At 72.4% G+C, this 25,671-nt stretch carries 20 protein-coding genes; 16 read left to right on the top strand and 4 right to left on the bottom strand.

Annotation, left to right across the window (positions count from 1 at the left end):
- Nucleotides 1-36: 36 nt before the first annotated feature.
- The 6 genes from ACFYOB_RS09580 (at nt 37) to ACFYOB_RS09605 (ending at nt 5,532) form a co-directional block, all read left to right on the top strand.
- Nucleotides 37-291: a hypothetical protein gene (locus ACFYOB_RS09580; RefSeq protein ID WP_388557700.1), complete on the top strand. Its 255-nt coding sequence runs from the start codon at nt 37-39 to the stop codon at nt 289-291.
- A 209-nt stretch (nt 292-500) separates the two neighbouring features.
- Entirely contained in the window at nt 501-1,331 is an 831-nt protein-coding gene (locus ACFYOB_RS09585) for an arylamine N-acetyltransferase (protein WP_388556976.1), read from the top strand.
- Nucleotides 1,332-1,363: 32 nt separating this feature from the next.
- Nucleotides 1,364-1,969 (top strand): YdbC family protein, encoded by a 606-nt coding sequence (locus tag ACFYOB_RS09590; protein WP_388556979.1) that lies wholly within the window; start codon nt 1,364-1,366, stop codon nt 1,967-1,969.
- A gap of 71 nt (nt 1,970-2,040) precedes the next feature.
- Entirely contained in the window at nt 2,041-2,700 is a 660-nt protein-coding gene (locus ACFYOB_RS09595; RefSeq protein ID WP_388556984.1) for a histidine phosphatase family protein, read from the top strand.
- Nucleotides 2,701-2,711: 11 nt separating this feature from the next.
- Nucleotides 2,712-3,629 (top strand): ADP-ribosylglycohydrolase family protein, encoded by a 918-nt coding sequence (locus ACFYOB_RS09600; RefSeq protein ID WP_388556989.1) that lies wholly within the window; start codon nt 2,712-2,714, stop codon nt 3,627-3,629.
- Between the two features lie 169 nt (nt 3,630-3,798).
- The gene (locus ACFYOB_RS09605) at nt 3,799-5,532 is read left to right on the top strand and encodes a DUF4173 domain-containing protein (RefSeq protein WP_388556992.1); all 1,734 of its coding nucleotides are present in this window, start codon (nt 3,799-3,801) and stop codon (nt 5,530-5,532) included.
- A gap of 70 nt (nt 5,533-5,602) precedes the next feature.
- On the opposite strand, the gene ACFYOB_RS09610 is transcribed toward ACFYOB_RS09605, so the two are convergent.
- Entirely contained in the window at nt 5,603-7,156 is a 1,554-nt protein-coding gene (locus tag ACFYOB_RS09610) for an MFS transporter (RefSeq protein ID WP_388556995.1), read from the bottom strand.
- Nucleotides 7,157-7,637: 481 nt separating this feature from the next.
- Here ACFYOB_RS09610 and ACFYOB_RS09615 point away from each other — a divergent pair, with 481 nt between their 5' ends.
- The gene (locus ACFYOB_RS09615; protein ID WP_388556999.1) at nt 7,638-8,348 is read left to right on the top strand and encodes a ribonuclease HII; all 711 of its coding nucleotides are present in this window, start codon (nt 7,638-7,640) and stop codon (nt 8,346-8,348) included.
- Between the two features lie 76 nt (nt 8,349-8,424).
- Entirely contained in the window at nt 8,425-9,051 is a 627-nt protein-coding gene (locus ACFYOB_RS09620; protein ID WP_388557674.1) for a hypothetical protein, read from the top strand.
- A gap of 247 nt (nt 9,052-9,298) precedes the next feature.
- Here the strand turns inward: ACFYOB_RS09620 and ACFYOB_RS09625 are convergent, their stop codons facing one another.
- Nucleotides 9,299-9,928: a hypothetical protein gene (locus tag ACFYOB_RS09625; protein WP_388557002.1), complete on the bottom strand. Its 630-nt coding sequence runs from the start codon at nt 9,926-9,928 to the stop codon at nt 9,299-9,301.
- 215 nt (nt 9,929-10,143) lie between these two features.
- Complete coding sequence (locus ACFYOB_RS09630) at nt 10,144-12,303, bottom strand: RecQ family ATP-dependent DNA helicase (RefSeq protein WP_388557004.1); 2,160 nt, start codon at nt 12,301-12,303, stop codon at nt 10,144-10,146.
- A gap of 123 nt (nt 12,304-12,426) precedes the next feature.
- On the opposite strand from ACFYOB_RS09630, the gene ACFYOB_RS09635 reads away from it, so the two are divergent.
- The 7 genes from ACFYOB_RS09635 (at nt 12,427) to ACFYOB_RS09665 (ending at nt 22,705) form a co-directional block, all read left to right on the top strand.
- On the top strand, nt 12,427-13,680 hold the full coding sequence (locus tag ACFYOB_RS09635) for a DUF4192 domain-containing protein (protein ID WP_388557007.1): 1,254 nt from the start codon (nt 12,427-12,429) through the stop codon (nt 13,678-13,680).
- Nucleotides 13,681-13,889: 209 nt separating this feature from the next.
- A complete protein-coding gene (locus ACFYOB_RS09640) occupies nt 13,890-15,878 on the top strand; it encodes a glycogen debranching N-terminal domain-containing protein (protein WP_388557010.1) in 1,989 nt (662 codons plus the stop codon).
- A gap of 69 nt (nt 15,879-15,947) precedes the next feature.
- Nucleotides 15,948-16,694: an NUDIX domain-containing protein gene (locus ACFYOB_RS09645; RefSeq protein WP_388557013.1), complete on the top strand. Its 747-nt coding sequence runs from the start codon at nt 15,948-15,950 to the stop codon at nt 16,692-16,694.
- A gap of 146 nt (nt 16,695-16,840) precedes the next feature.
- Nucleotides 16,841-18,643 (top strand): ATP-binding cassette domain-containing protein, encoded by a 1,803-nt coding sequence (locus tag ACFYOB_RS09650; RefSeq protein WP_388557016.1) that lies wholly within the window; start codon nt 16,841-16,843, stop codon nt 18,641-18,643.
- A gap of 136 nt (nt 18,644-18,779) precedes the next feature.
- On the top strand, nt 18,780-19,721 hold the full coding sequence (locus ACFYOB_RS09655) for a FadR/GntR family transcriptional regulator (protein WP_388557019.1): 942 nt from the start codon (nt 18,780-18,782) through the stop codon (nt 19,719-19,721).
- Between the two features lie 361 nt (nt 19,722-20,082).
- On the top strand, nt 20,083-21,669 hold the full coding sequence (locus tag ACFYOB_RS09660; protein WP_388557022.1) for an RNA polymerase sigma factor: 1,587 nt from the start codon (nt 20,083-20,085) through the stop codon (nt 21,667-21,669).
- A 109-nt stretch (nt 21,670-21,778) separates the two neighbouring features.
- Entirely contained in the window at nt 21,779-22,705 is a 927-nt protein-coding gene (locus ACFYOB_RS09665) for a serine protease (protein WP_388557025.1), read from the top strand.
- 119 nt (nt 22,706-22,824) lie between these two features.
- Here the strand turns inward: ACFYOB_RS09665 and ACFYOB_RS09670 are convergent, their stop codons facing one another.
- On the bottom strand, nt 22,825-23,061 hold the full coding sequence (locus ACFYOB_RS09670; RefSeq protein ID WP_215019552.1) for a hypothetical protein: 237 nt from the start codon (nt 23,059-23,061) through the stop codon (nt 22,825-22,827).
- A gap of 447 nt (nt 23,062-23,508) precedes the next feature.
- Here ACFYOB_RS09670 and ACFYOB_RS09675 point away from each other — a divergent pair, with 447 nt between their 5' ends.
- Complete coding sequence (locus tag ACFYOB_RS09675) at nt 23,509-25,629, top strand: type IIA DNA topoisomerase subunit B (protein WP_388557028.1); 2,121 nt, start codon at nt 23,509-23,511, stop codon at nt 25,627-25,629.
- The last annotated feature ends 42 nt before the right edge of the window (nt 25,630-25,671 follow it).

Genomic DNA, 25,671 nt, shown 5'->3' on the forward strand with positions numbered 1-25,671 from the left:
GCCGGACCTGTCGCCGACGCCAAGTGCGCCCGCTGCGTGCTCGCTGACTGGCTCCAGCACCCGCTGGCCGGTCCCGACGGGCACATCCCGGCCGAGCTGCAGCCGCTGCGCCCGGCGCTCGCCCGGGCGGACCGCCCCCGCGGCGTCCTGTTCTCGGCCGACCAGGTCGAACACCTTGAGGCGCGTCTCACGGTCGAAGATCCCCGCGAGGTCGCTGAGGTCTGCGGAGGTTGGAAGGAGCCCGCCGACCAGCTCGGCTACCCCCGGCCTGGGCCCCGACGGCGCGCGTGAAGAACGGGCGAGGCGAGGAATACGACGCCCCAGCAACAAGTGATCTCCGCCAGTACATCCGGGTGATGCCGTGCTGATGTCGTGATCCGCTGAGGCGGGCAGGTCTCTTGGGGGACCTGCCCGCCTCCGGCGTTCTCGGGCCCGCGATCATTGTGTGGACGCCGCGTACACCGCGGACGGACCGAGGGACACGGGGAAACGGGGGAGCCATGTGGAGCGGTGACGAGCTGGACCTGGACGCGTATCTGGCACGGATCGGGATCGGGGGTGGGGGCGGGGAACTCCGTCCGGACCTGGAGACGTTGTACGCAGTGCACCGCGCACATACCGCCGCCATCACCTTCGAGAGTCTGGACGTCCTGCTCGGCCGCCCCGTCGAGCTGGACACAAAGGCGATCGAGGACAAGCTCGTGCACGCCCGCCGCGGCGGGTACTGCTACGAGCAGAACTCACTGCTGGCTGCCGCACTGGAGCGGATCGGCTTCGAGGTCTCGGGGCGAGGCGCCCGCAACCGCACCCGCGGGGACTCCCTGACTCCGGTGACGCACGCCGTCCTCGTCGCCACCGCCGAGGGACAACCGTGGCTGTGCGACGCCGGGTTCGGCTACCAGGGCCCGCGCGAGCCCGTCCCGCTGGGGCAGCCCGGCGGCGAGGTGCGGCAGGGGCAGTGGACGTACCGCGTGCGCGAGGAGGAGGACGGCATCCTCGTGCTGTGCTTCCTGCGCGGGGGAGCCTGGCGCGACCTGTACGCGTTCTCCCCGCAGCGGTACCACCCCGTCGACTACCTCCTGCTCAACCACTACAGCTCCACCCACCCCCGCTCCGCCTTCATCGGGCGAGTCATCGTGCAGCACCCGGGCGACGACGTCCGCCGGGCGCTGGTCGGGCGCGAGCTCACCCGGCTGCACCCCGACGGGCGGGACGAGCGGCGGTCCGTCGGCCCGGACGAGCTGCTCGACGTGCTCGACCGGGAGTTCGGGCTTCGGCTGCCCGAGCGGGATGGGGCGGAACTGGTGCGGATCCACACCGCCGGGGACTGACCCGGGTCGCGCCGGGACCGTACGATGGCGCAGTGCTGGTCAAGTGGATTCGCTGCACGGTGACGGACCGACGCGGGTTCGAGCGCGGACAGCGAAAATGGGCGGGGCTGCCGGGCGAGCCGGGATTCCGGGGACAAGGCGGCGGCTGGAGCCGGGGCCGGCAGGGGGTCGCGCATGTCTTCGCGTTCTGGGAGAGCCGTTCCTTCTACGACTCCTTCATGGCCCGCAGTCATGACCGGCTCGCCGCGGCGCAGCACGGCACCTACACCGATGCGAGGGTCACGCTCTTCGACCACCGCTTCGATGTGAAGACCGGGTTCGAGCCGCGCTTCACCGACGCCGACGTCGTCCGGGTGGCGCACACCCGTGTCCGGGAGGGGCGAGTGGACCATTTCGCCCTCATGCAGGAGAAGGTGTGGAACCCGGCCATGGCGGGTTCGCCCGGCATGATCCGCGGCCTTTTCGGGGAGGCCCCGGGCCGGGAGTTCCTGGTGCTGTCGATGTGGCGCGCGGCCGCGGAGCACGGCAAGTACCGGCAGGAGCGGGTCGAGCGGCTCTCCCTGCGCGCCCAGATCCAGGCCGATGTCGAGGCCCTCACCGGTGACGTCGTCGACCTCGAACCTTCCTGGACGGTATGACCGTACGACGACCGGCAGGCCCACCGGCGTGCCCGGCCGGTCGGCTCCCGGTGGCCGAATAGGGTCGTGGGATGTCTCGACCACGCCGCATCGTCCTTGTCAGGCACGGGGAATCCGAGGGAAACGCCGACGACTCGGTGTACGAACGGGAACCCGACCACGCGCTGCGGCTGACCAGGAACGGCCGCGAGCAGGCCGTGGCGGTCGGCGAGCGGCTGCGCGAGCTCTTCGGCGACGAGACGATCAGCGCCTACGTCTCCCCGTACCGCCGGACCCTGCAGACCTTCCGGGAGCTGCGGCTGGATCCGACCCGGGTCCGGATGCGCGAGGAACCGAGGCTGCGCGAGCAGGACTGGGGAAACTGGCAGGACCGGGACGACGTACGGCTCCAGAAGGCGTACCGGGACGCGTACGGCCACTTCTTCTACCGCTTCGCGCAGGGGGAGTCGGGCGCCGATGTGTACGACCGTGTCGGGTCGTTCCTGGAAAGCCTCTACCGCAGCTTCGAGGCGCCGGACCACCCCGAGAACGTGCTGCTGGTGACGCACGGGCTGACCATGCGGCTGTTCTGCATGCGGTGGTTCCATTGGTCGGTGGCCGAGTTCGAGGCCCTGTCCAACCCCGGGAACGGCGAATTCCGGACGCTCGTGCTGGGACCGGACGGCCGGTACCGGATGGACCGCCCGTTTGAGCGCTGGACCACACCCGAGCCTTATGACCTGGACGGCTAGAGTGACCCGCGATGACCCCTGACACCACTCCCGAACGGCGCTACGCACGCGCCATGTCCAGCCTCCGCGGGCTGGCGCTGGGCGATGCCCTGGGCTCCCAGTACTTCGTCCCCGTGAACTACCCCCGCCTCAAGCGGCGCGAACTCCCTGCCGGCACCGAGACGTGGCAGTGGACCGACGACACCGAGATGGCCTGTTCGGTGGTGGCCGTGCTCGCCGAGCACGGCCGCGTCGACCAGGACGCGTTGGCCGACTCCTTCGCCCACCACCACGACTTCGACCGGGGCTACGGCCCCGCCGTGAACCGGATGCTCCGCCTGATCCGGGAAGGCGAGGACTGGCGCACGCTGGCCGCCGAGCTGTTCAACGGGCAGGGCTCGTGGGGCAACGGCGCCGCCATGAGGATCGCGCCGCTGGGCGCCTGGTACGCCGACGACCCCGAGCAGGCCACGCACCAGGCGGAGATCTCCGCCTACACGACCCACCAGCACCGCGAGGCCGTGTGCGGGGCCATGGCCGTCGCCGCCGCAGCCGCGCTCGCGGCGGACCCGGCCGGACCGCCGAAGGCCGCCGACCTGCTGGACGGCGTGATCGCGCTGGTGCCGCGCAGCGCCGTGGGCGCCGGGGTGCGGCGGGCACGGGACATGCTCGACTACGGCGATGCGACGACGGTCGCGGCGGTACTGGGCTGTGGGCGGCGCACGAGCGCCCATGACACCGTGCCGTTCGCGCTGTGGTCGGCCGCGCGGTCGCTGGACGACTACGAGCGGGCGTTCTGGACCACCGCGCAGGTGGGCGGGGACGTCGACACGACCTGCGCGATCGTCGGCGGGGTGCTGGGCGCACGCGGCGACGAGGTGCTGCCGGCCGCGTGGCTGGCGCGCACCGAGGCCCTGCCGGCCTGGCTCCCGGAGGCCGCAACGCGTTAGCGGCAGCTGGCTCGTGGCGTCGCGGCGGGTGAAATACCCCGTTCCGATTGTCACGGTCCTGCCACAGGAGTCTTTTGATCCTGTTCAAAACTGCATGGCACCGGCCTACTCTGTCCGCTCCGCCGCCCCCATCGGAACCCGGGGGCGGACGACAGGGGAGGGGAACCCGATGTCAGAGAACATCAACAGGGCGGACGACAACGCGGCCGGCACCGCAGCCGAGGGCGCGTCCAACGGCGCGTCCGCGGCCGGAGATCCGCCCGCAGGCACGGCTCCGGCCGCGGACAGACCAGCCGCAGCGGCCGGACCTGCCGGGCCGGGCTCCGGAGCCCCGGCCGACGCGGCCGCCTGGCAGGCCTGGCAGGAGCAGCAGCGACGCGAACGGGCCGCCGCGGCCCGCGCCAAGGCCGCCGCGCCGCCCGAGTGGGCCGTACTGGTGCGGCCCGCCCAGGCCGCGCCCATCGGAACCGCCACCCTCGCCGCCGCCGGCCTCGCGGGACTCTCCGCGGCCCTGCTCCTCGGCGACGGCATGGGCCCTGGCCTGCTGCTCGCCGTCGTGCCCGCCGTCGTCGCCGCGTACGCCGCCGCCCGCACGGCCCGTCGTACGGCACGCCCCTGGACGGTGGTCTGGGCGATCGGCTGCCTCGCGCTCCTGGTCGTACCCGCCCTGCGCGACTCGGCGTGGCCGTCCACCCTCGCGATCCTCTCCGCCGTCCTGCTCGGCGCGCTGGCCCTGCACGGCAGCCGGACCTGGCCAGGAGTCCTGCTGAGCCCGCTCGGCTTCTTCGAGGCCGCCGTGTCCGGCGTCGGCTGGGCCTGGTCCGGCCTGCGCTCGCGCAGCGGCGTGAGCAAGGACCGCTGGCTGCCGGTCGCCAAGGCCAGCGCCGTGGCGGTGGCCCTCCTGCTGCTCTTCGGCGCGCTGTTCGCCTCTGCCGACGCGGCGTTCGCCGATCTGCTGGGCGGGCTGACGCCCGACATCTCCGTAGGGGACGGGCCCCTGCGGATCCTGCTCTTCCTCGTCGGCGCCCTCCTCGCGGTGGCCGCCGCCCGCACCGCCGCGGCCCCGCTGCGCTGGGACCGGATCAAGGTGACCCCAGGCAAGCCGCGGTCCCGCGTCGAATGGGCCCTTCCGCTCGTCCTGCTCAACCTGCTGTTCGCCGGCTTCAACGCCGTGCAGCTGGCCGTTCTGTTCGGCGGCTACGACAAGGTCCTGGAGAGCACCGGCCTCACCTACGCCGAGTACGCCCGGCAGGGATTCTGGCAGTTGCTCTGGGCCACCCTGCTCATTCTCGCAGTGATCGCCCTCGCGCTGCGCTGGGCCCCGCGCGACGGCGCGGGTGACCGCCGCTTCGTCCGCGTCGTCCTCGGGGCGCTGTGTGCGCTGACCCTGGTCGTCGTCGCCTCCGCGCTGCGCCGGATGGACCTCTACGTGGAGGCGTACGGCCTGACCAGGCTGCGCGTGTCGGTGGCCGCGATGGAGCTGTGGCTCGGGCTGGTCATCGTACTGATCATGGCGGCCGGGGTGTTCGGTGCTCGCTGGCTGCCGCGCGCGGTCGCCGGGAGCGCGGCGGCCGGCGTCCTGGTCTTCGGCCTGCTGTCCCCGGACGGGATGGTCGCCGAGAACAACGTCGCCCGGTTCCAGGCGGACGGCAAGATCGACCTGGCCTACTTCCAGAGCCTGTCGGCGGACGCCGTGCCGGCCCTGGACCGGCTGCCCGAGCCCCGCAGGTCCTGCGCCCTGTACGGGATCAGCGCCGAGATCTCCAGGGCGGGCGGCGTCCCGTGGTACGCCATGAGCCTCGGCGAGCACCGGGCCCGCCGGATTCTGCGCGAGCGGCCGGTGACCGCGTCGTACGAGGTCTGCTCGCGCCTCGGCACGTTCAGCGGCCGCACCGAGTACTAGGGGGCGCCGCACGGGGTCCGGCACGGGGCACGGTGCCGCGCCCGGGCTCCCGTACGTCCGGCGGCCAGGCTCAGGCCGCCGGACCGTTCTTCACGGCGGCTCCGTTGAGGGCATCCAGGTCGCTCTTGCGCACCCGGATCACCAGCAGCGCGGTGGCCAGGGCGAGACCGGCCATCGCCACGGCGGCGCCGAACGCGGTGGAGATGCCCTGGGTGAGCACGAGGTCGCCCCAGGGGTCGGGCAGCTGGCCGGTCTCGTCGAAGGCGACCAGCTGGTCCGGCCGAGCCTGCGCCATGAAGACGGGGACCTGCTGGGCGGCCTCGGTGCGGGCGGCCGTGCCGAAGACGGTGACCAGGATGGACAGCCCCAGGGAACCGCCCACCTGCTGGCTGGCGTTGAGCAGCCCGGAGGCCGCACCCGCCTCCTTCGGCGCGACTCCGGAGACGGCGGTGAGCGTGAGAGTCACGAAGTTGAGTCCCATGCCGAAGCCGAACAGCAGCATCGGCCCGAGCACCCCGGCGAGGTACGAGGAATCGGTCCGGATGAAGGCCAGCCAGCTGAGTCCGGTGCCTACGAGGGCGGTTCCGGTGACCATGAACGGCTTGGGGCCGAAGCGGGGCAGGAAGCGCTGAGAGAGACCGGCGGCCGTGACGATGGCGACGGTCACGGGCAGGAACCCGAGTCCGGACTGGATCGGGGAGAAGCCCAGAACGTTCTGTACGAACTGGACGATGAAGAAGAACATCCCGAACATCGCCGCGGCGAGGCCGAGCATGATCACGTACGTGCCGGCTCGGTTGCGGTCGGCGAACATCCGCAGCGGGATGATCGGTTCGGGGGCCCGGGACTCGATGGCGACGAAGAGCGCGAGCAGGACGACGGCAGCGGCGAACGAGCCGAGCGTGAGGGAGTCGCGCCAGCCGTCTTCCGAGGCGCGGATGAACCCGTAGACCAGCGAGGCCATGCCGCCGGTGGAGGTGAGGGCGCCGGCGACGTCGAAGCGGCCCGGGTGGCGCTCGGACTCGCTGATGTAGAGCGGGGCGAGGATCGCGATCAGCACGCCGATCGGCACGTTGACGAAGAGCACCCAGCGCCAGTCGAGCCACTCGGTCAGCATGCCGCCGGCCAGCAGGCCGATGGCGCCGCCGCCCGCGGAGACGGCGGCGAACACCCCGAAGGCCCGGTTCCGTTCGGGGCCTTCGGGGAAGGTCGTGGTGACCAGGGCGAGCGAGGTCGGGGAGGCGATCGCGCCGCCGACGCCCTGGAGGGCGCGGGCGGCGAGCAACTGCCAGGGCTCCTGGGCGAAACCGCCGAGGAGGGAGGCCAGGGTGAAGAGCAGGATTCCGGCCATGAACACGCGGCGTCGGCCCAGGATGTCGCCGGCCCGGCCGCCCAGCAGGAGCAGACCGCCGAAGGTGAGCGTGTAGGCGCTCAGCACCCAGGAGAGGTCGGTGGTGCTGAAGTCGAGGGCGGTCTGGATGTGCGGGAGCGCGATGTTCACGATCGTCGCGTCGAGGACGACCATGAGCTGGCATGCGGCGATGACGGTGAGGGCCACGCCGGGACGCCCCTCCCGGCGGGCCGCGCCCGGTATCCGGGGTTTGGTGAGTTGAGAGCTTGTCACTGAGGATCCCCCCCAAAGTGAGTGGGTGAACGCAACCGTTCACTGTGGGACCACGGTAGGAGCGAATCCTTAGTGAACGAAAGGATTCACCGGTGCCGAAAATTCACGCGAGGCGGGTGGGGGCCGTGCGATGGCGGACAGATCCGGCGGCCGTTCCTTCACGAATGCGATCGCAGGTGTCGTCAGATGCGGGCCGACCGGTTCTGCGGACCCGTCCGGTCCGGATCGCGGCCGCTGGTGTGGTGTCTGATCAGGGGCTTGTCCGGTGGAGAATCGGGCGGAGCGGAGCGCGGCCGGACTCGACTGGTCCGTTTGTCGTGGATGTCGTTCGCGGCGACGGCGATGTATCGCACGGAGGTGTGCGGGAGCGAAGGAGAGGATCCGGATGCGGGCCGGACACGCGCCGTGACCGGGACGGAGTCGCGTCGGACCCGGGGCGGGGTGTGCAGGCGGCGCGGGGCGGCGTAACCTTGCTGGCGCCATGCCGTACGAAGCACCCACCCACACCGTCGAACGCTCCCTCCGTGCAACCACCGGCGCCAAGGTCATCGCCGGGGTCGACGAAGTCGGACGAGGGGCCTGGGCCGGTCCCGTCACCGTGTGCGCGGCGATCACCGGTCTGCGCCGGCCGCCCGCGGGGCTCACCGACTCCAAACTGCTCACCGCCAAACGGCGCGACGTCCTCGTCGACGTCCTGGAGGCCTGGGTCACCGCGTACGCCCTCGGGCACTCCTCCCCGGAGGAGATCGACGAACTGGGGATGACCGCCGCCCTGCGGCTCGCCGCGGAGCGTGCTCTGGAAGCGTTGCCGGTGCGGCCCGACGCGGTGATCCTCGACGGCAAGCACGACTACCTCGGCTCGCCCTGGCGGGTCCGTACGGTGATCAAGGGCGACCAGTCCTGCGTCGCCGTCGCGGCGGCCTCGGTCATCGCCAAGGTCCGCCGGGACCGCATGATGGCCGAGATAGGCGAACAGGGCGGTGGATTCGAGGACTTCGCCTTCGCCGCCAACGCCGGATACCCCTCACCTGTGCACCGGGCGGCGTTGGAGGATCGGGGGCCCACCCCCTACCACCGGCTCTCGTGGTCGTACCTCGACGCGCTTCCCCAGTGGCGCCACCTCAAGAAGGTGCGCCGCAGCGAGGAGTCGATGGAGCTGGAAAACGGAGGCCAACTCGGCTTCGATTTCTGATCGCACCCATGTGCCACTGACCGGTACGTTTCGTACCGGCGTTTGATAGACACCACGTCACGCCTCTCACCCCGCCATCGAGGAGCCTCAGATTCACGAGAGTGCCCAGGGTCCCCGCGTCACGCCGGCCGCGAGCCGCACCGCGCAGACCCCCCGCCCCGTACCTGGTCCGCGTCCCGCCGCCGTGCCCCGGCCCGGACGCCCCGGTCCCGTCCGGCCCGCCCCGCCCGTTCAGCAGGCCAGCCCCGGACCCGTTCCCGCAGCCGCAGCCGCAGCCGCAGCCGCTCCCGCCGCGCCGTCCGTCTCGGCGGCGGTCCCGCAGATCCAGCTGATCCCGGCCTCCGCCGAGGGTGCGCTGGACGCGGCCGAAGAGGCCGTCGACCTGCTGCTCGACACCGGTCGCGCGCCCGGCGACATCCTGGTGCTCACGACCGGCGACCCGCACCCGTGGGCCGCGCACGAGCTGTCCTTCGGCGAGGCCGCGTACTGGGCCCTGCACGACGCCGGGGACGACGTCTTCTACGCGGACGCCGCGCAGGTCAAGCGCGCCTCCGGCCGCCCGGTCGTGGTCTTCGCCGTCAATGGCGGAGCGGTCGACGCGGTCGCCGACGCCCTGCCGGTCGCCCTCGCACGGGCCGGTGCGCTGCTGATCGTGTGTGGTGACGCGAAGCAGATCAACTCCGTGCTGGGTGCGGGCGTCTGACGCCCCGTATCCCGGCTCGGGCGAGGGGCGGGGCGGGCCGACGGCCGGCCCCGCTTGAAGCCCGGAGACTGATCCGCCGTACGCCCGCGCCTGGGGGTACGGCCGTGAGGTGTGCCCGCCGGAGTCCGCCCGCAGGTGGGCCGGATGTCGGTGGTCGGGATGCCGGTGGTGGGGATGCCGGTGGTCCGCGTGTAGGCGGTCCGCCCGTCCGGGTATGCACCCGTGTGGCCGGGCGGCCGTACGACGGTCAGCGCGCGGCGGTTCGGCGCAAGGCCTCGGCAGCGCCGCCGCCGCCGTGCAGGGCGATCGGGGCGAACTCGGCCACGGTGTCGCCGAGCCGCTGAGGTCGCGAGTCCGAGCTGGGCCGCCGGCCGCCCCGGCCCTCGCCGAGAACCTGCCAGCCGCCCCGGGTCAGCGTGATGTACGCGCCGCAGCGCAGCCCGTGCAGGGTGCAGGCGTCCCGCAGTCCCCACATCCACGCGCCGTCCTCCTCGGTCCACCGCTCGTCGCCCTCGCGGCAGTAGAGCAGCACCGCCGTCCGCACCGGGGTCCGTCGCCGCAGGTCGTGCGGGAGGACCCGGCGCAGCGCGGAGAGCAGGGCGTTGCGGTACTCCCAGCCGTCGGCCGAGGCCGACCGCTGCACGAAGGAGGCGCTCGCCACGAGCTGCTCCTCCGGGCCGAGGACGGCTATGACCGCGGTCGACGGCACCGGGGCGTGCCGCGAGTGCAGGCCGCTGACGACCTCACGAGGATTGCGCAGCAACGGAATTCCCGCCGCTGTCCATTCGGCGGGTTCAAGCAGCCGGCCGTGCCGGCTGGCGCTGCCGGTGGCCGTTTTCAGGGACGTGGTCGAGGGCGGGGCGAATCCGAAGGTCACGGTCCTCCCTTCGGGTACACGCCCGCGGACGGGCACGGCTGGAGTGTGGGCGCGCCGCGGCGCGGCCCAGGAGAGTGCCGCGGAGCCGAGCGGGAGCACTCCAATTCTCGCGTGGCGCCGGAGCATGCGGCAACGAGCAAATGACGCTGCCGACCGGAATTCGCCGGTATGCCGTTCATATCCTTGCCCCGCCACGCCGAAGATGACTCATTCGGCTACGGCTGGACCGCCAGTACCAGTGGGAGCACCTCCTTCGCGCCCGCCCGACGCAGCAGCCGAGCGGCCACGGCGAGGGTCCAACCGCTCTCCGCACGGTCGTCCACGAGGAGCACCGGCCCTGACGCCTCGGCCAACGTCGCCGCAAGGGCCGGGGGCACGGTCAAGGCCTGGTGGAGCCCCCGCACTCGCTGCGCGCTGTTGGAGGAGGGCAGACCGTACTCCGGTACCTGGTCCGTGTACGCGACCGTCCCGAGCAGTGGCATCCTCCCCACCTCGGCGATGCGTGCGGCCAGCGAACCGACCAGCTGCGGACGGCTTCGCGAGGGCAGCGCGACCACGCCCACCGGCCGGGCCGGGGCGTCCGGCGCCCCCGAGGCCCAGCCGCCGGGGCCGCGCGCCCAGTCGGCGAGGACGGCCACCACGGCCTGGGCGACCTCGTCGGGAACGGGCTGGTCCGGACTCTGCGGGGCGAGCATCGGGCGCAGCCGGTTGCCCCAGCCGATGTCGGACAGCCGGCCCAGCGCCCGGCCGGTGGCGGCCTGTTCCCCGGCCGGGATGCGCCCCTTGAGGTCGACGCCGACGGCCGTGAGCCCGGTCGGCCACATCTTGCGCGGCTCCAGCTCCACGCCCGGGCGGCCGAGTTCGCCGCGGGCGGTGTCCAGCGCGGTGGTTGAGACGTCCGCGGTGAACCGGGCTCCGGCGCAGTTGTCGCAGCGGCCGCAGGGCGCGGCTTCCTCGTCGTCGAGCTGGCGGCGCAGGAACTCCATCCGGCACTCGGTGGCCGCCGCGTAGTCGCGCATGGCCTGCTGCTCCGCGGCCCGCTGGCGGGCCACCCACGCGTAGCGCTCCGCGTCGTACGCCCACGGCTCGCCGGTCGAGGTCCAGCCGCCCTTGACCCGGTGCACGGCCCCGTCCACGTCCAGCACCTTGAGCATGGTCTCCAGCCGGGTGCGCCGCAGGTCGACCAGCGGCTCCAGCGCGGGCAGCGACATCGGCCGGCCTGCCTGGGCCAGTACGTCGAGGGTGCGGCGCACCTGCTCCTCGGGCGGGAAGGCCACCGAGGCGAAGTACTGCCAGATCGCTTCGTCCTCCCGGCCGGGCAGGAGCAGGACCTCGGCGTGTTCCACACCGCGGCCGGCGCGGCCGACCTGCTGGTAGTAGGCGATGGGGGAGGAGGGGGAGCCCAGGTGCACGACGAAGCCGAGGTCGGGCTTGTCGAAGCCCATGCCGAGGGCGGAGGTGGCGACCAGCGCCTTGACCCGGTTGGCCTGGAGGTCGTCCTCGGCCTGCTGGCGGTCGGCGTTCTCCGTCTTCCCGGTGTACGAGGCGACCGTGTGCCCGCGGTGGCGCAGGTACGCGGTGACTTCCTCGGCCGCCGCCACGGTCAGCGTGTAGATGATCCCGGAGCCGGGCAGCTCGCCCAGGTGGTCTGCGAGCCAGGCCAGTCGGTGTGCCGCGTCGGGCAGGGTCAGCACCGCCAGGCTCAGGCTTTCGCGGTCCAGCGGGCCGCGCAGGACCAGCGCGTCCGTCCCGGCGCCGGTACCGAGCTGCTCCGCGACGTCGGCCGTCACGCGGGCGTTGGCCGTCGCGGTGGTGGCCAGCACCGGGACGCCCGGCGGGAGGTCGGCGAGCATCGTGCGCAGCCGCCGGTAGTCGGGGCGGAAGTCGTGGCCCCAGTCGGAGATGCAGTGGGCCTCGTCCACGACGAGGAGACCGGTGGCGGCGGACAGTTTGGGGAGCACCTGGTCGCGGAAGTCCGGGTTGTTGAGCCGCTCCGGGCTCACCAGCAGGACGTCGACCTCGCCCGACGCGACCTCGGCCTGAATCCCCTCCCATTCCTCGGGATTGGCGGAGTTGATGGTGCGGGCGCGGATCCCGGCGCGGGCGGCGGCCTCGACCTGGTTGCGCATCAGGGCGAGGAGCGGGGAGACGATCACGGTGGGACCGGCGCCGCTCGCCCGCAGCAGCGAGGTGGCGACGAAGTACACCGCGGACTTGCCCCAGCCCGTGCGCTGTACCACCAGCGCCCGCCGCTTGTGCGCGACGAGGGCCTCGATCGCCAGCCACTGGTCCTCGCGCAGCCGCGCGGTGCCCGTGGGATCGCCCACGAGGCGGGCTAGTACGGAGTCGGCCGAGGACCTCAGGTCTGCGTTCATGCCCCCATGCAACCCGATGGCTCCGACATAGCGCCAATGCCGCTCTGAGCCTGTGGATGTTGAACGGTCAAATGGTTATCCACAGGGCTTTCGGGATCGGATCACTCACGGGATCTTCGGGACATGACGAACAACCACGAATCACGCACCCCGTCCGGCCGGCCGTCCATCAGCGCGGCCGGATCCACCTCCGACTCCCGGATCACTCTGCGCAGTCCGGCCGAGCTGGCCGACGCGCTGCCCTACATGCTCGGCTTCCATCCCACGGACTCCCTGGTCATGGTCGCCGTGCACGGCGACGGTGGGCGGTTCGGCGGTCGGCTGCGCGTCGGCATCCCGGCCACCCCCGCGGAATGGGAGGACACCGCACAGCAGGCCGCCGACTGCCTGATCCGCGGCAGCGAGCGGCGCAGCAGCAAGCCCGACGGCATCGTCGTCTTCCTCTGCCAGGAGCCGCAGGGAGGGGAGAGCGGCCAGCGGGTGATGACCCGGCTGCGGCCGCTCGCCCAGCGGATCCGGCTGGCCTGCGGCGCGCTGGACGTGCCCGTTCTGGAGGCCCTGTGCCTCTCCGCGGGCCGGTTCTGGTCCTACGTGTGCCCCGACGAGCGCTGCTGCCCGGCCGAAGGCAGCCAGCTGGCCGCGGTCGGCACCTCCGTGATGGCCGCCGCGGCCACCTTCGCCGGGCTCCAGGTCCGGGGCTCCCTCAAGGACATCGAGGGCCGGCTCGCGCCGCTGCGCGGGGCAGTCGCCGCGGAGATGGAGAGCGCCCTGGACCGGGCGGCAGCCGCCCTCGTACCGAAGATCCTCGACGGGGCGAGCCGGGAGGAGGTCGGCGCCGAGACCCTCACGCTGGCCCGTTCACTGATGCGGCGGATGACCCTCGCGCCGCCCGTGGAGGGAGGTCCCCACGCCGATGACTGGGACGACGCGCTGCTCGGCCACGACGAGGCCGCCTCAGTGATCCTCGGCCTCCAGGACCGTGAGGTCAGGGACATCGCGGCCGAGTGGATGGAGGACGAGGAGGCAGCGCCCGCCCTGCGGCTGTGGCGGGCCCTGGCCCGGCGCTGTGTCGGGGCGTACGGCGAACACGCGGCGGCTCCGCTCACCCTCGCGGGCTGGGTCTCCTGGTCCGCCGGGGACGAGCCGACCGCCCGGATCGCCCTCGGACTCGCCCTGCGGGCGGACGGCGAATACCGCTTCGCCCAACTGCTCCACCACGCCTGCAACGAGGGCATCGACCCCGAGGGACTGCGGCAATGCCTGCGGGAGGAACGGCGGCGCCGCGAGCCCAGGTCGGGGCGGCGGACCGCGGGTACCCGTCCCCCCGGCCGCCGCGGCAAGGCGGCTCCCCGCCGCACCGCGGGGAGCGGGCAGTGAGCCCGCTGCGGCCCCGGCAGGGGACTGGGGTGCGGCGGCTGCGAAGGGCCCTGGGCGCGGTAATGAGACGGCAGCCCCGCCCCGGGCGTGCGCGGTCGGCTCTGCGGCCCGTGACCCGGGCGGGGGTGGGGGCGTTCAGCTGTGGGGCGGTGGGGGCCCGGCCGCGCCGCCGCCCAGCCGAACCGACCGGAGCGCAGACAAGGCGACGCATGTCTCACCCCGCACCCTCCAGACCACCCGGCGTGCCTGTCGCCCGCAGGTCCGAGCCACCGCCAGTGCACGGCGCCGTCATCTGCGTCGCGGCGCCCTGCCTGGTCATCTCACCGGGGCACGGCCAGCTGACCGGCCGGGGGATCGACGGCATCTACCGCTCCGGGCGGCGGCTGCTCTCCCGGTGCGTGCTGCGCGTCGGCGGGCGGGACCCGGTGGCCGTCCAGGGGCGCAGCCTCGGCGCGGACCGCGCCGCCTTCACCGCCACGGTGCGCACCGGTGCCGAGCCCGGCCCCGACCCGGACGTCGGCGTGGAGCGGGTCCGCCACGCGGACGGCACCGAACGGATCACCCTGCGCAGCTTTGCGGCCCGGCCGCTGCGCCTGCCCGTGGAGGTTCTGCTCGGCACAGACCTGGCGGAACTGGCCGCCGTGGCCGCCGGCCGGGCCGGGCCGGAGCTGCCCGCCGCGGTGCATGCCGCCGGGCTGCGCTGGAGTACCGGCGACGCCGAGGCGGTCACCGCCGCCGATCCGCATCCGGACGACGCGCTGGCCTCGTCCGGGCTGCTGCGCTGGCAGCTCGAACTCGGTCCCGGCGAGTCCCGCACCATCGAGCTGCGGACCACCCAGGACCGCGTCGTCCGGGCTCCGGCCGGCCAGGTGGCCAATCCGCTCGCCGATGCCCGGGCCGAAGGGGACGACCCGAGAGCCGAGGCGTGGTTCCGGACCAGCGTCGAGGACCTCAGGGCGCTGCTACTGAGGGATCCCGCCGAGCCGGGTGACGCTTTCGCGGCGGCGGGCGTGCCATGGCGGCTGGGGCTGGCACCGGCGGAGTCCCTCTGGGCCGCCCGCATGGCACTGCCGCTCGGGACCGGACTGGCCGCGGCCACCCTGCGGATCCTGGCCCGCAACCAGAGTGACGGGCGCGGGCCCGACGCGGGGAAGATCCCAGGACCTCTGCGGGGGGCGGGCCCGCAGCTCCCCCCGGGGTGCACGGGCACGGAGGCGACCCTGGCCTTCCCGGCGGTGCTCGCCGAGTCCCGGCTCTGGGGGATGCCGGAGGAGGAGGTGGACCGACTGCTCCCCGCCGCCGAGCGGTGTCTCGACTGGCTGCGGGGCGCTCTGGGCGAGGACGGCTTCCTGGCCGATCCGGAGCCGGGGCCGCGGCGCTGCGAGACCCAGGCCCACGCCCACCGGGCCGCGCTGCTCGGCGCGGACCTCCTCGCCGCACGCGGTCGGGCCGGCGCCGAGGAGTGGCGGCAGCGGGCGGCCGCGCTGCGGGAGCGGTTCCGGGCCGAGTTCTGGATCGACGGCCCGGACGGGGGGCGGCCCGCGGCGGCCCTGCATCCCGACGGCCGGCCGCTGCCCCGGCTGACGGGGGCCGCCGCCCACCTGCTCGACACCGGCCTCCTCAGCGGCGGCCGGCTCGCCCCCGGGCTCCTGGACCGGGTCCGCACCGAGCAGCTGGCCCGGCTGCTCGGCGCGCCCGCGATGGACTCCGGGTGGGGACTGCGGAGCATGGCGGCCAGGGAACCGGGCCACAACCCGTTCGGCCACCGCTCCGGCGCGGTGCGCGCGTACGAGAGCGCCGTGGCGGTGGCCGGACTGGCCCAGGCCGGCTTCGAGAAGGAGGCCGCCGGCCTGCTCCGGGGCCTGCTGGACGCGGCGGAGAGCTTCGGGTACCGGCTACCGGAGATGTTCGCGGCCGAGCAGCGCACCTCCGGCAGCGCTCCGATCCCGCACCCGGCGGCCTGTCGCCCGGCCGCGGTGGCCGCCGCGGCCGGGATCCACGTCCTGACCGCCCTCGCCGGGATCCGCCCCGACGCCCCTGCGGGGACGGTCGCCCTCGCCCCCCTCCCCGGCGCACCGCTCGGCGCGCTGCGGCTCTCCGGCTTGCGTGTGTCGGGGGAGCCCTTCGCCGTCCGGATCAGCCGGCTGGGCCTCGGCATGGTGGAGGAGGCGGCCGATGCGCTCGTACTGGGAGGCTAGCCTCCACTCCAGCGTCTTCAAGGTCACCAAAGCGCTGTTTATCGTCAGGCAGACGACTATGATCGCGGCATGTCGCCCTACGACCCGTCGGCCTTTCCGCCCTTCGCCGTCACCGTCGACCTGGTCGTGCTCACCGTACGGCGCCACGCGCTCTGCGCGCTGGTCGTCCGGCGGGGTGAGCAGCCGTTCCAGGGGCGCTGGGCGCTGCCCGGCGGATTCGTGCGCGGAGACGAGGACCTGGCGGCGGCCGCCGCCAGGGAACTCTCCGAGGAGACCGGCCTGTGTGCGCACGACCCCGCCGTGCCGGGCGTGGGCAACGGGGCCCATCTCGAACAGCTGGCCACTTACGGTGATCCGAAGCGGGATCCGCGGATGCGTGTCGTCAGCGTGGCGCATCTGGTGCTCGCTCCCGACCTGCCTGCGCCCCGGGCCGGCGGCGACGCCAACAGTGCCCGCTGGGCCCCCGTCGACGAGCTGCTGGAATCCGAGGACCCGGCGTCCGCGGGGCTCGCCTTCGACCACGCCAGGATCCTCGACGACGGCGTGGAGCGGGCCCGTTCGAAGATTGAGTACTCCTCCCTCGCCACCGCTTTCTGCCCGCCCGAGTTCACGGTCGGCGAGCTGCGCCGGGTCTACGAGGCCGTCTGGGGCGTGGCCCTCGATCCACGGAACTTCCACCGCAAGGTCACCGGGACCCCCGGGTTCCTGGTGCCGGCCGGAGGGACGACGACCCGTCAGGGTGGGCGCCCCGCCCAGCTGTTCCGTGCGGGCGGGGCCACCCTGCTCAACCCGCCGATGCTGCGTCCGGAAGTCTGACGCCGAGGCAGCGGTCCCGGCTTTCGCTCCGACGGCAATATCGGTATCCCATCGGACCGGTTGCACCGTAAATCGGACATATCGCGTTATCTTGCTTGCGGTACTCACCCTGCCGCAGAGCGGTCTCACCCCCCGCGAGAGAAGCGATGCTCCAGGCAATCGGACTCACCAGCAAACCCCGCCCCGACTCCCGGCCCCTCGTGGACGACCTCACGTTCGAGGCCCGCCCGGGGAGCGTGACCGCCCTGCTCGGCGAGGCAGGATCGGGCAAGACCACCGCGCTGCGGCTCATGCTCGAACTCGAACCGGGCCGCGGCGTCACCTACTTCCGCGGCCGTCCGCTGCACCGGATCCCGTACCCGAGCCGTGAGGTCGGCGTGCTGCTCGGCGACGTCCCCGGCAACCCCGCGCGCACCGTACGAAACCAGCTGCGGATGCTCTGCGCCGCCGCAGGCGTGCCGGCCTCCCGGGCCGACACCATGCTGGACGTCGTCGGCATCGCGGGCCTGCGGGACCAGCGGCTCGGCTCGCTCTCTCTGGGCATGGAGCGACGGGTCGCGCTGGCCGCGGCGCTGCTCGCCGACCCCTGCACCCTGATCCTGGACGAGCCCGCGGCCGGTCTGTCGCCCCGTGAACGCGGCTGGTTGCACGGGCTGCTGCGCGGCCACGCCTCCCTCGGCGGAGCGGTGCTCTTCACGACCGACGACGCCAAAGAGGCGGCCCGCAGCGCCGACCGGGTCGTCAGCATCGAAGCGGGTCGCCTCGTCGCCGACCAGGACGCCGCGGAGTTCGCCCGGACCCGTCTGCGGCCGCGCGTCGCCGTGCGTACCCCGCACGCTACCCGGCTGGCCGACGTGCTGGGCCGGGAGGCCCGGGCGGCCCAGCGTGCCGTGGAGATCGTGTCGGAGAGCGGCAATCGCCTGTCGGTGTACGGCAGCAACTGTGCCGAGGTCGGCGAGGCGGCGTTCCGGCACGGGGTGCTCGTCCATCAGCTCGCCGACGAGACCGGAGACGCAGGCGCTCCCACGTCACCGGTCCCGCGCGCCCGCGCCGAGGCCGCCGGGGCCCAGCCCGCCCCCACCTCCGGCGAAGCCCCGGGAGAGGTGTCTGACGAGACCCCCGGCGGACGGGCGCGGCGCGCCCGGTCCGGGCGGCCGACGTCCGCGGTGCGCCGCGTCGGCGGACCGCTGCGGCCGCTGCGCTACGAGCTGCTCCGGGTCTTCGGAACCGCCACCCCCGCCCTCACCGCCGCGCTCGTCGTCGCCGTCTCCGTCCTGACCACCCTGGTGCTGGCCCGGGCCGGGCACACGACGCAGAACCGGCTGCTCGCCGCGTGGCCCGAGCAGCTGCCGCTACCGCCCGCGGCCTTCGGCGCCGGCCTGCTCGGCGCCCTGGCCTTCGGCGAGGAGTACCGCTACCCCGCGCTCGCCGCCGATCGGGGCACCGTGCCCCGCCGGATGGGACTCCTCGCGGCCAAGCTCGGTGTCTGCGCCCTGCTTGCGCTGCTGCTGGGAGCCCTCGTGGTGGTGGCCGACGCCGGCGCCCTGGCGCTCGTCTTCGACAGCGGCCCGCTGCGTACCCCGGTGCGGTGGCTCTACCCGGCCGTGAGCTGGGCCGGGCTGCTCATCGGCTGCGCCTGGGCCGGCGTACTTGCCTCCGGTGTCTTCCGGTCCGCCACCGCAGGCCTGGCCGCGGTGCTCGCCGTACCGGTGATGGTGGTGCCGATGGTGCGCAAGGTGCTGGAAGGCCCCTCCGCGTACCCGGTCACCGGACTCGGGCCCCGGCTGCGGGCTCTCACCCGGGTGCAGTGGCCGCCCGAGGCGGACCGCCTGATCCTGGGGGCCTTGCGGGTGATGGCCCAACCCGTCGGCACCGCACTGGTGTTGTCGCTGATGGTCCTGTTGTGCGCCTATGGGTTCACCGGACTGCGCAGCAAGGTCCGTTGGTGATCGTTTCGGTGCGTACCGGGCCCGGACGGGACCGTTGAAGTCCGCCTCGTATGACGCGGACCGCAACTCCCCGTAAAAGGCCCGGTTCTTTACGATAAGTCGTCAATTGCGTGGGTGGCACCGATCACCCTTTCGTGTGCTTTTCACCAAAGACCTCAAGGGCGATCGAGGCACGGCCGACAAAGGATTCGTGAGTACCCTTGCGCACACCATGATGACCGCCGCCCGCCATGCCGACTCCGGCCTCGCCGGCCCGGGCGAACTCGACCGCTACCCCTACGCGGAGGCCCCCGGTCCCGACCGCGGCGGAGCGCCCCACTGGGACGGCGCCGACGTCGAGTTGAGCCGGGTCGGCCGCCGCGCGGCAGGTAGCCGCGGCCGCGGACTGCACGGCCAACTCGTCCAGCAGCTCGGCCAGATGATCGTCTCCGGCGATCTCGGGGCGGACCGCCCGCTGGTCCCCGAGGAGATCGGCCAGCGCTTCGAGGTCTCCCGCACCGTCGTCCGTGAATCGCTGCGGGTCCTGGAGGCCAAGGGCCTCGTCAGCGCCCGCCCGAACGTCGGCACCCGGGTCCGTCCGGTCGCCGACTGGAACCTCCTCGACCCCGACATCATCGAATGGCGCGCCTTCGGCCCCCAGCGCGACGACCAGCGCCGCGAGCTCGGGGAGCTCCGCTGGACCATCGAGCCGCTCGCCGCCCGCCTCGCCGCCGGCCACGGCCGCCCGGACATCCAGCAGCGCCTCGCCGACATGGTCGAGATCATGGGCCACGCCCTCGGCCAGGGAGACTCGATCACCTTCACGCGCGCCGACAACGAGTTCCACGCACTCCTCATCCAGGTCGCCGGCAACCGGATGCTGGAGCACCTCTCCGGCATCGTCTCCGCCGCGCTCCAGGTCTCGGGCAGCCCGATCACCGCCTGCGACCGCCCGAGCGAGGCCGGCGTCGCGCACCACGCGCGGATGGTCGAGGCCCTCGCCGCGGGTGACGCGACGGGCGCCGAGAACGCCATGCGTCAGCTCCTGACGGTGCATCCGGAGGTCGAGCGCGTGGTCCCCGCCCCGCGCGAGCACTGACGGGCGGACGCGCGGGGGCACGGGGGCGCACGACGTGTCGCCGGGCCCGGTCGGGTCCGGCGACACCGGCATACGGCGCCCTGCTCCGGACCCGCCGGAACCATGTGCGTGACCCCATGACCGGCATCGGCTCATACGGGGTGTGACTCGGGCCACGAAGATTGGGCGTAACGCTCCGCGACGCCACGCGATGACCTAAGAGGTGATGGCCGACGGAGGGAAGACAGCAGCCCTTGCGGGTGCTGTGCAGCTCCCCGGCCCCTGCCCGCGCCCCCGGCCCATCCCCAGTCGGTGGTCGTCGGCTCCGGTCCAGCACCAGGCCGGGGTCGGAAGCCGTTTCCATCGTTCCGAGAGGTTGTTCGTGTCGGCCAGCACATCCCGTACGCTCCCGCCGGAGATCGCCGATTCCGAGTCTGTGATGGCGCTCATCGAGCGGGGCAAGGCCGAGGGGCAGATCGCCGGCGATGACGTGCGTCGGGCCTTCGAGGCTGACCAGATTCCAGCGACCCAGTGGAAGAATGTTCTGCGCAGCCTCAACCAGATCCTCGAGGAAGAGGGTGTGACGCTGATGGTCAGTGCCGCGGAGTCGCCCAAGCGCACCACCCGCAAGAGCGTCGCAGCGAAGAGCCCGGCCAAGCGGACTGCGACCGAGCCGGTGGCCAAGAAGACGGCGGCGAAGACGACGGCAGCGCAGCCCGCGGACGCCGCGGCCCCGGAGGCCGTGACGGCGGACCCGGAGACCGCGGACGCCCTCGCGCAGGAGCCCGCAACGGAGCCCGCCGCGAAGAAGACGGCGGCGAAGAAGACGACGGCCAAGAAGGCCGCGCCCGCCAAGAAGGCCGCCGCCAAGAAGACGGCGGCGAAGAAGACCGCCGCCAAGAAGGACGCCGACGCGGCCGGTGACGAGGAGACCCCGGACGAGGGTCCCGACACCGTCAAGGCCGAGGCCGACGAAGAGGAGGAGGGCGGCGAGAACAAGGGCTTCGTCATCTCCGACGACGAGGACGACGCCCCCGCCCAGCAGGTCGTCGTCGCCGGCGCCACCGCCGACCCGGTCAAGGACTACCTCAAGCAGATCGGCAAGGTCCCCCTGCTCAACGCCGAGCAGGAGGTCGAGCTCGCCAAGCGCATCGAGGCGGGCCTGTTCGCCGAGGACAAGCTGGCGAACTCCGACAAGCTGGCGCCCAAGCTCAAGCGCGAGCTGGAGATCATCGCCGAGGACGGCCGCCGCGCGAAGAACCACCTGCTGGAGGCCAACCTCCGCCTCGTGGTCTCCCTCGCCAAGCGCTACACCGGCCGCGGCATGCTCTTCCTGGACCTGATCCAGGAGGGCAACCTGGGCCTGATCCGCGCCGTCGAGAAGTTCGACTACACCAAGGGCTACAAGTTCTCCACCTACGCGACGTGGTGGATCCGGCAGGCGATCACCCGCGCCATGGCCGACCAGGCCCGCACCATCCGCATCCCGGTGCACATGGTCGAGGTCATCAACAAGCTCGCCCGCGTGCAGCGCCAGATGCTCCAGGACCTGGGCCGCGAGCCCACCCCGGAGGAGCTGGCCAAGGAACTCGACATGACCCCCGAGAAGGTCATCGAGGTCCAGAAGTACGGCCGCGAGCCGATCTCCCTGCACACCCCGCTCGGCGAGGACGGCGACAGCGAGTTCGGCGACCTGATCGAGGACTCCGAGGCCGTCGTCCCGGCCGACGCCGTGAGCTTCACGCTCCTGCAGGAGCAGCTGCACTCGGTGCTCGACACCCTGAGCGAGCGCGAGGCCGGTGTCGTGTCGATGCGCTTCGGCCTCACGGACGGCCAGCCCAAGACCCTCGACGAGATCGGCAAGGTCTACGGGGTCACGCGTGAGCGGATCCGCCAGATCGAGTCGAAGACGATGTCGAAGCTGCGCCACCCCTCCCGCTCCCAGGTGCTGCGCGACTACCTCGACTGACCGGCACGCGTCCGGCAGCGATGCCGACGGCGGTGGCCGCGCGGGTGCGCACGGCCACCAGGCATCCCACTCTGGGTGGAGTCATGCACACTCGGAGTCAGGAGGCCTCATGCGTCGTCCCTTTGCCCGTGCTCTGGCGGGAGCGCTGACCCTGGCGGCGGGAGCGGCCGCGGCCCCGCTGGCCCAGGTGCCGCAGGCGGCCGCGGACAGTGTGGTGATCGGCGGGAAGCCGGTGAAGGCGGCCGACAGTCCCTGGGTCGTGGCCCTCGCCAGCCGTGACCGGTTCGGGGGTACGCGGGGCGGGCAGTTCTGCGGGGGCGTCATCGTGGCACCGGCGAAGGTGCTGACCGCGGCCCACTGTCTGGGGCGCGAGGTGCTGGGCGGCTCCGTCGAGTCGGTCGAGGACTTCCGGGTGATCGCCGGGCGTACGGAGCTGCGGGCGACCGACGGCCAGGAGATCGCGGTGCGCGCGGCCCGGGTGAACCCGGACTACGACCCGCGCAGCAACGCCGGGGACCTGGCCGTACTGGAACTCGCCGAAGCCGTGCCGGCGCACTACGTACTCCCCATCGCCGGAGCGGGGCATCCCGCCTATGCGGCGGGGACCGAGGCGGCCGTGTACGGCTGGGGCGACACCAGCGGATTCGGTGACTACGCGTACGCGCTGCGCGCCGCCGCGGTGACCGTACTGTCGGACGAGGTCTGCGGCCGGGCCTACCCCGGGGACGCCGACGGGCAGTACCGCGCGGATTCCATGGTGTGCGCGGGCGACGACGCGGGCGGGAAGGACGCCTGCCAGGGGGACAGCGGGGGACCGCTGGTGGCGCAGGGGCGGCTCATCGGCCTTGTGTCGTGGGGACGCGGCTGCGGGCGCGCGGACAGCCCGGGGGTGTACACGCGGATTGCGCCGTTCGCCGACTTCGTGACAGGCCCGCAGAGGGCCGCGCAGCCCGCGAGGGTCCAGGACGTCGCCGCCGCTACCCGGAGGGCGTACAGGGCGGGTGCAGGGCCCGTGCAGGTACCTCGGACGGAGTAGCCCCCGTACGGGCTTGGGGGCGGACATGAGGACGGGCGGCATCCCTGGGTCGCAGGTATGCCGCCCGTCGACCGGCCTGGCCGGTCCTGGCTCGTCGGATGCGAGGTGCAGGCCTTGTGTCAGCGGTCCTCGGGTTCGGCGGCATTGGCAGCCGGAGCGGACGTGAGCCGCTCGGTCTCATCCTGTATTTCTGCGGCGATCTTCTTGAGTTCCGGCTCGAACTTGCGACCGTGGTGGGCGCAGAAGAGCAGTTCACCGCCGCTCAGCAGGACGACGCGCAGATATGCCTGGGCGCCGCAACGGTCGCATCGGTCAGCGGCCGTCAGCGGGGTCGCGGGTGTCAGAACAGTAGTCACGTCGCCTCTTCTCTAGCTCGACGAGCTGTCGTACCAGGGTCAACATCCAACCAGGCCGAAAACGTTCCCGCTCGCGGCTTTTCCTCGAAACTTCCTTCCGAAGCTGGCCGGCTGCTGCCGGTTGGCGGCGAAGGAGCCGTATTGCGTTGCTTTACGGTTTCGCGTTGTCAGTCGTTCGCTTCTTGCAGTTCCATCCTCCCCGGCGTGAGTGCCAGGTTGTTCATGAGGACGTGCCCGAACCCTAAATGGTTCATGCCTGGAAGGGAACGTGATGTTTGCTTCACCCCCGCGAGGGATCGAACATCCGTACGGATCTGGACTAGGCTGAGGAACGCGTGAGGGTGGCGTTGCATCGGCTCTACCTGGCCTCGGTACCCTTCGACCGGCAACCGAGCCACCCCTGCGCCCGACCGGGCCAGAAAAGAAATTCAGCGAGGAGCGAACTGCGTGACCGCCGACACGTCCGTGCCTTCCAGCGCGCTGCTGTCCGGAGCAGACCGGGACGGTTCCAACTACACCGCGCGGCACCTGCTCGTCCTCGAAGGGCTGGAGGCCGTCCGCAAGCGCCCCGGCATGTATATCGGCTCGACCGACAGCCGGGGCCTCATGCACTGCCTCTGGGAGATCATCGACAATTCCGTCGACGAGGCCCTGGGCGGCTACTGCGACCACATCGAGGTGATCCTCCACGAGGACTCCTCCGTGGAGGTCCGCGACAACGGCCGCGGCATCCCCGTGGACGTCGAGCCCAAGACCGGCCTGTCCGGTGTCGAGGTCGTCATGACCAAGCTGCACGCCGGCGGAAAGTTCGGCGGCGGCTCGTACGCGGCCTCGGGCGGCCTGCACGGTGTGGGCGCCTCCGTGGTCAACGCCCTCTCCGCCCGCCTGGACGTCGAGGTCGACCGGGGCAGCTCCACCCACGCCATCAGCTTCCGCCGCGGCGTCCCCGGGATGTTCACCGAGCAGGGCCCCGACAGCCCCTTCGACCCCGCCAACGGCCTGCGCAAGGTCAAGCGCATCGCCAAGGGGAAGACCGGCACCCGCGTCCGCTACTGGGCCGACCGCCAGATCTTCCTCAAGGACGCCCGGCTCAGCCTGGAGACGCTCTACCAGCGCGCCCGCCAGACCGCCTTCCTCGTCCCCGGCCTGACCCTGGTCGTCCGCGACGAGCGGGGCATCGACGGCGCCGGCAAGACCGAGGAGACCTTCCGCTTCGACGGCGGCATCAGCGAATTCTGCGATTACCTCGCCCAGGACAAGGCCGTCTGCGACGTGCTGCGCCTGACCGGCACGGGCACCTTCAAGGAGACCGTCCCGGTCCTCGACGACCGCGGCCACATGACCCCCACCGAGGTCACCCGTGAGCTCGGCGTGGACATCGCCCTGCGCTGGGGCACGGGGTACGAGACCAACGTCAAGTCCTTCGTGAACATCATCGCCACCCCCAAGGGCGGCACCCACGTCTCCGGCTTCGAGCGCTCGGTCGCCAAGACCGTGAACGAGGTGCTGCGCTCTGCCAAGCTGCTGCGGGTCGCCGAGGACGACGTGGTCAAGGACGACGCGATGGAGGGCATGACGGCCGTCGTCACCGTCCGCCTCGCCGAGCCGCAGTTCGAGGGCCAGACCAAGGAGGTGCTCGGCACCTCGGCGGCCACCAGGATCGTCGCCGCCGTGGTCGCCAAGGAGCTCAAGGCCTTCCTGACCTCCACCAAGCGGGACGACAAGCAGCAGGCCCGCTCCGTGATGGAGAAGATCGTCGCGGCCGCCCGGACCCGGATCGCGGCCCGCCAGCACAAGGAGGCGCAGCGCCGGAAGACCGCGCTGGAGTCTTCCTCGCTCCCCGCCAAGCTGGCCGACTGCCGTAGCGACGACGTGGAGCGCAGCGAGCTCTTCATCGTCGAGGGTGACTCCGCTCTCGGTACCGCCAAGCTCGCCCGGAATTCGGAATTCCAGGCGCTCCTGCCGATCCGCGGCAAGATCCTCAATGTCCAGAAGTCGTCGGTCTCGGACATGCTCAAGAACGCCGAGTGCGGGGCGATCATCCAGGTCATAGGAGCCGGCTCGGGCCGGACCTTCGACATCGACGCGGCCCGGTACGGAAAGATCGTCCTGCTCGTCGACGCCGATGTGGACGGCGCGCACATCCGCTGCCTGCTGCTGACGCTGTTCCAGCGGTACATGCGCCCGATGGTCGAGGCGGGCCGGGTCTTCGCGGCGGTGCCGCCGCTGCACCGGATCGAGCTGGTCCAGCCGAAGAAGGGCCAGGACAAGTACGTCTACACGTACTCGGACAACGAACTGCGCCAGACCCTGCTGGAGTACCAGCGCAAGAACATCCGGTACAAGGACTCGATCCAGCGTTACAAGGGCCTCGGCGAGATGGACGCGGACCAGCTGGCGGAGACCACCATGGACCCCCGCTTCCGCACCCTGCGCAGGATCAACATCGGCGACCTGGACTCGGCCGAGACGGTCTTCGACCTGCTCATGGGCAATGAGGTGGCCCCGCGCAAGGAGTTCATCACGAGTTCCGCGGCCACCTTGGACCGCTCGCGCATCGACGCCTGAGCGGGGAGGCGGCCCGTCCGGTTCCACGGCATACCGGTGCCC

It is taken from the genome of Streptomyces sp. NPDC006463 (assembly GCF_042870715.1).
In the GTDB taxonomy this organism is placed as follows: domain Bacteria; phylum Actinomycetota; class Actinomycetes; order Streptomycetales; family Streptomycetaceae; genus Streptomyces.

What these genes read in the sequence shown, in the direction of transcription:
- ACFYOB_RS09635 (WP_388557007.1), top strand. Translation starts at nt 12,427, where the DNA reads ATGACGAACAACCACGAATCACGCACCCCGTCCGGCCGGCCGTCCATC.
- ACFYOB_RS09645 (WP_388557013.1), top strand. Translation starts at nt 15,948, where the DNA reads ATGTCGCCCTACGACCCGTCGGCCTTTCCGCCCTTCGCCGTCACCGTC.
- ACFYOB_RS09650 (WP_388557016.1), top strand. Translation starts at nt 16,841, where the DNA reads ATGCTCCAGGCAATCGGACTCACCAGCAAACCCCGCCCCGACTCCCGG.
- ACFYOB_RS09585 (WP_388556976.1), top strand. Translation starts at nt 501, where the DNA reads ATGTGGAGCGGTGACGAGCTGGACCTGGACGCGTATCTGGCACGGATC.
- ACFYOB_RS09595 (WP_388556984.1), top strand. Translation starts at nt 2,041, where the DNA reads ATGTCTCGACCACGCCGCATCGTCCTTGTCAGGCACGGGGAATCCGAG.
- ACFYOB_RS09615 (WP_388556999.1), top strand. Translation starts at nt 7,638, where the DNA reads ATGCCGTACGAAGCACCCACCCACACCGTCGAACGCTCCCTCCGTGCA.
- ACFYOB_RS09665 (WP_388557025.1), top strand. Translation starts at nt 21,779, where the DNA reads ATGCGTCGTCCCTTTGCCCGTGCTCTGGCGGGAGCGCTGACCCTGGCG.
- ACFYOB_RS09605 (WP_388556992.1), top strand. Translation starts at nt 3,799, where the DNA reads ATGTCAGAGAACATCAACAGGGCGGACGACAACGCGGCCGGCACCGCA.
- ACFYOB_RS09630 (WP_388557004.1), bottom strand. Translation starts at nt 12,303, where the DNA reads ATGAACGCAGACCTGAGGTCCTCGGCCGACTCCGTACTAGCCCGCCTC.
- ACFYOB_RS09640 (WP_388557010.1), top strand. Translation starts at nt 13,890, where the DNA reads ATGTCTCACCCCGCACCCTCCAGACCACCCGGCGTGCCTGTCGCCCGC.
- ACFYOB_RS09600 (WP_388556989.1), top strand. Translation starts at nt 2,712, where the DNA reads ATGACCCCTGACACCACTCCCGAACGGCGCTACGCACGCGCCATGTCC.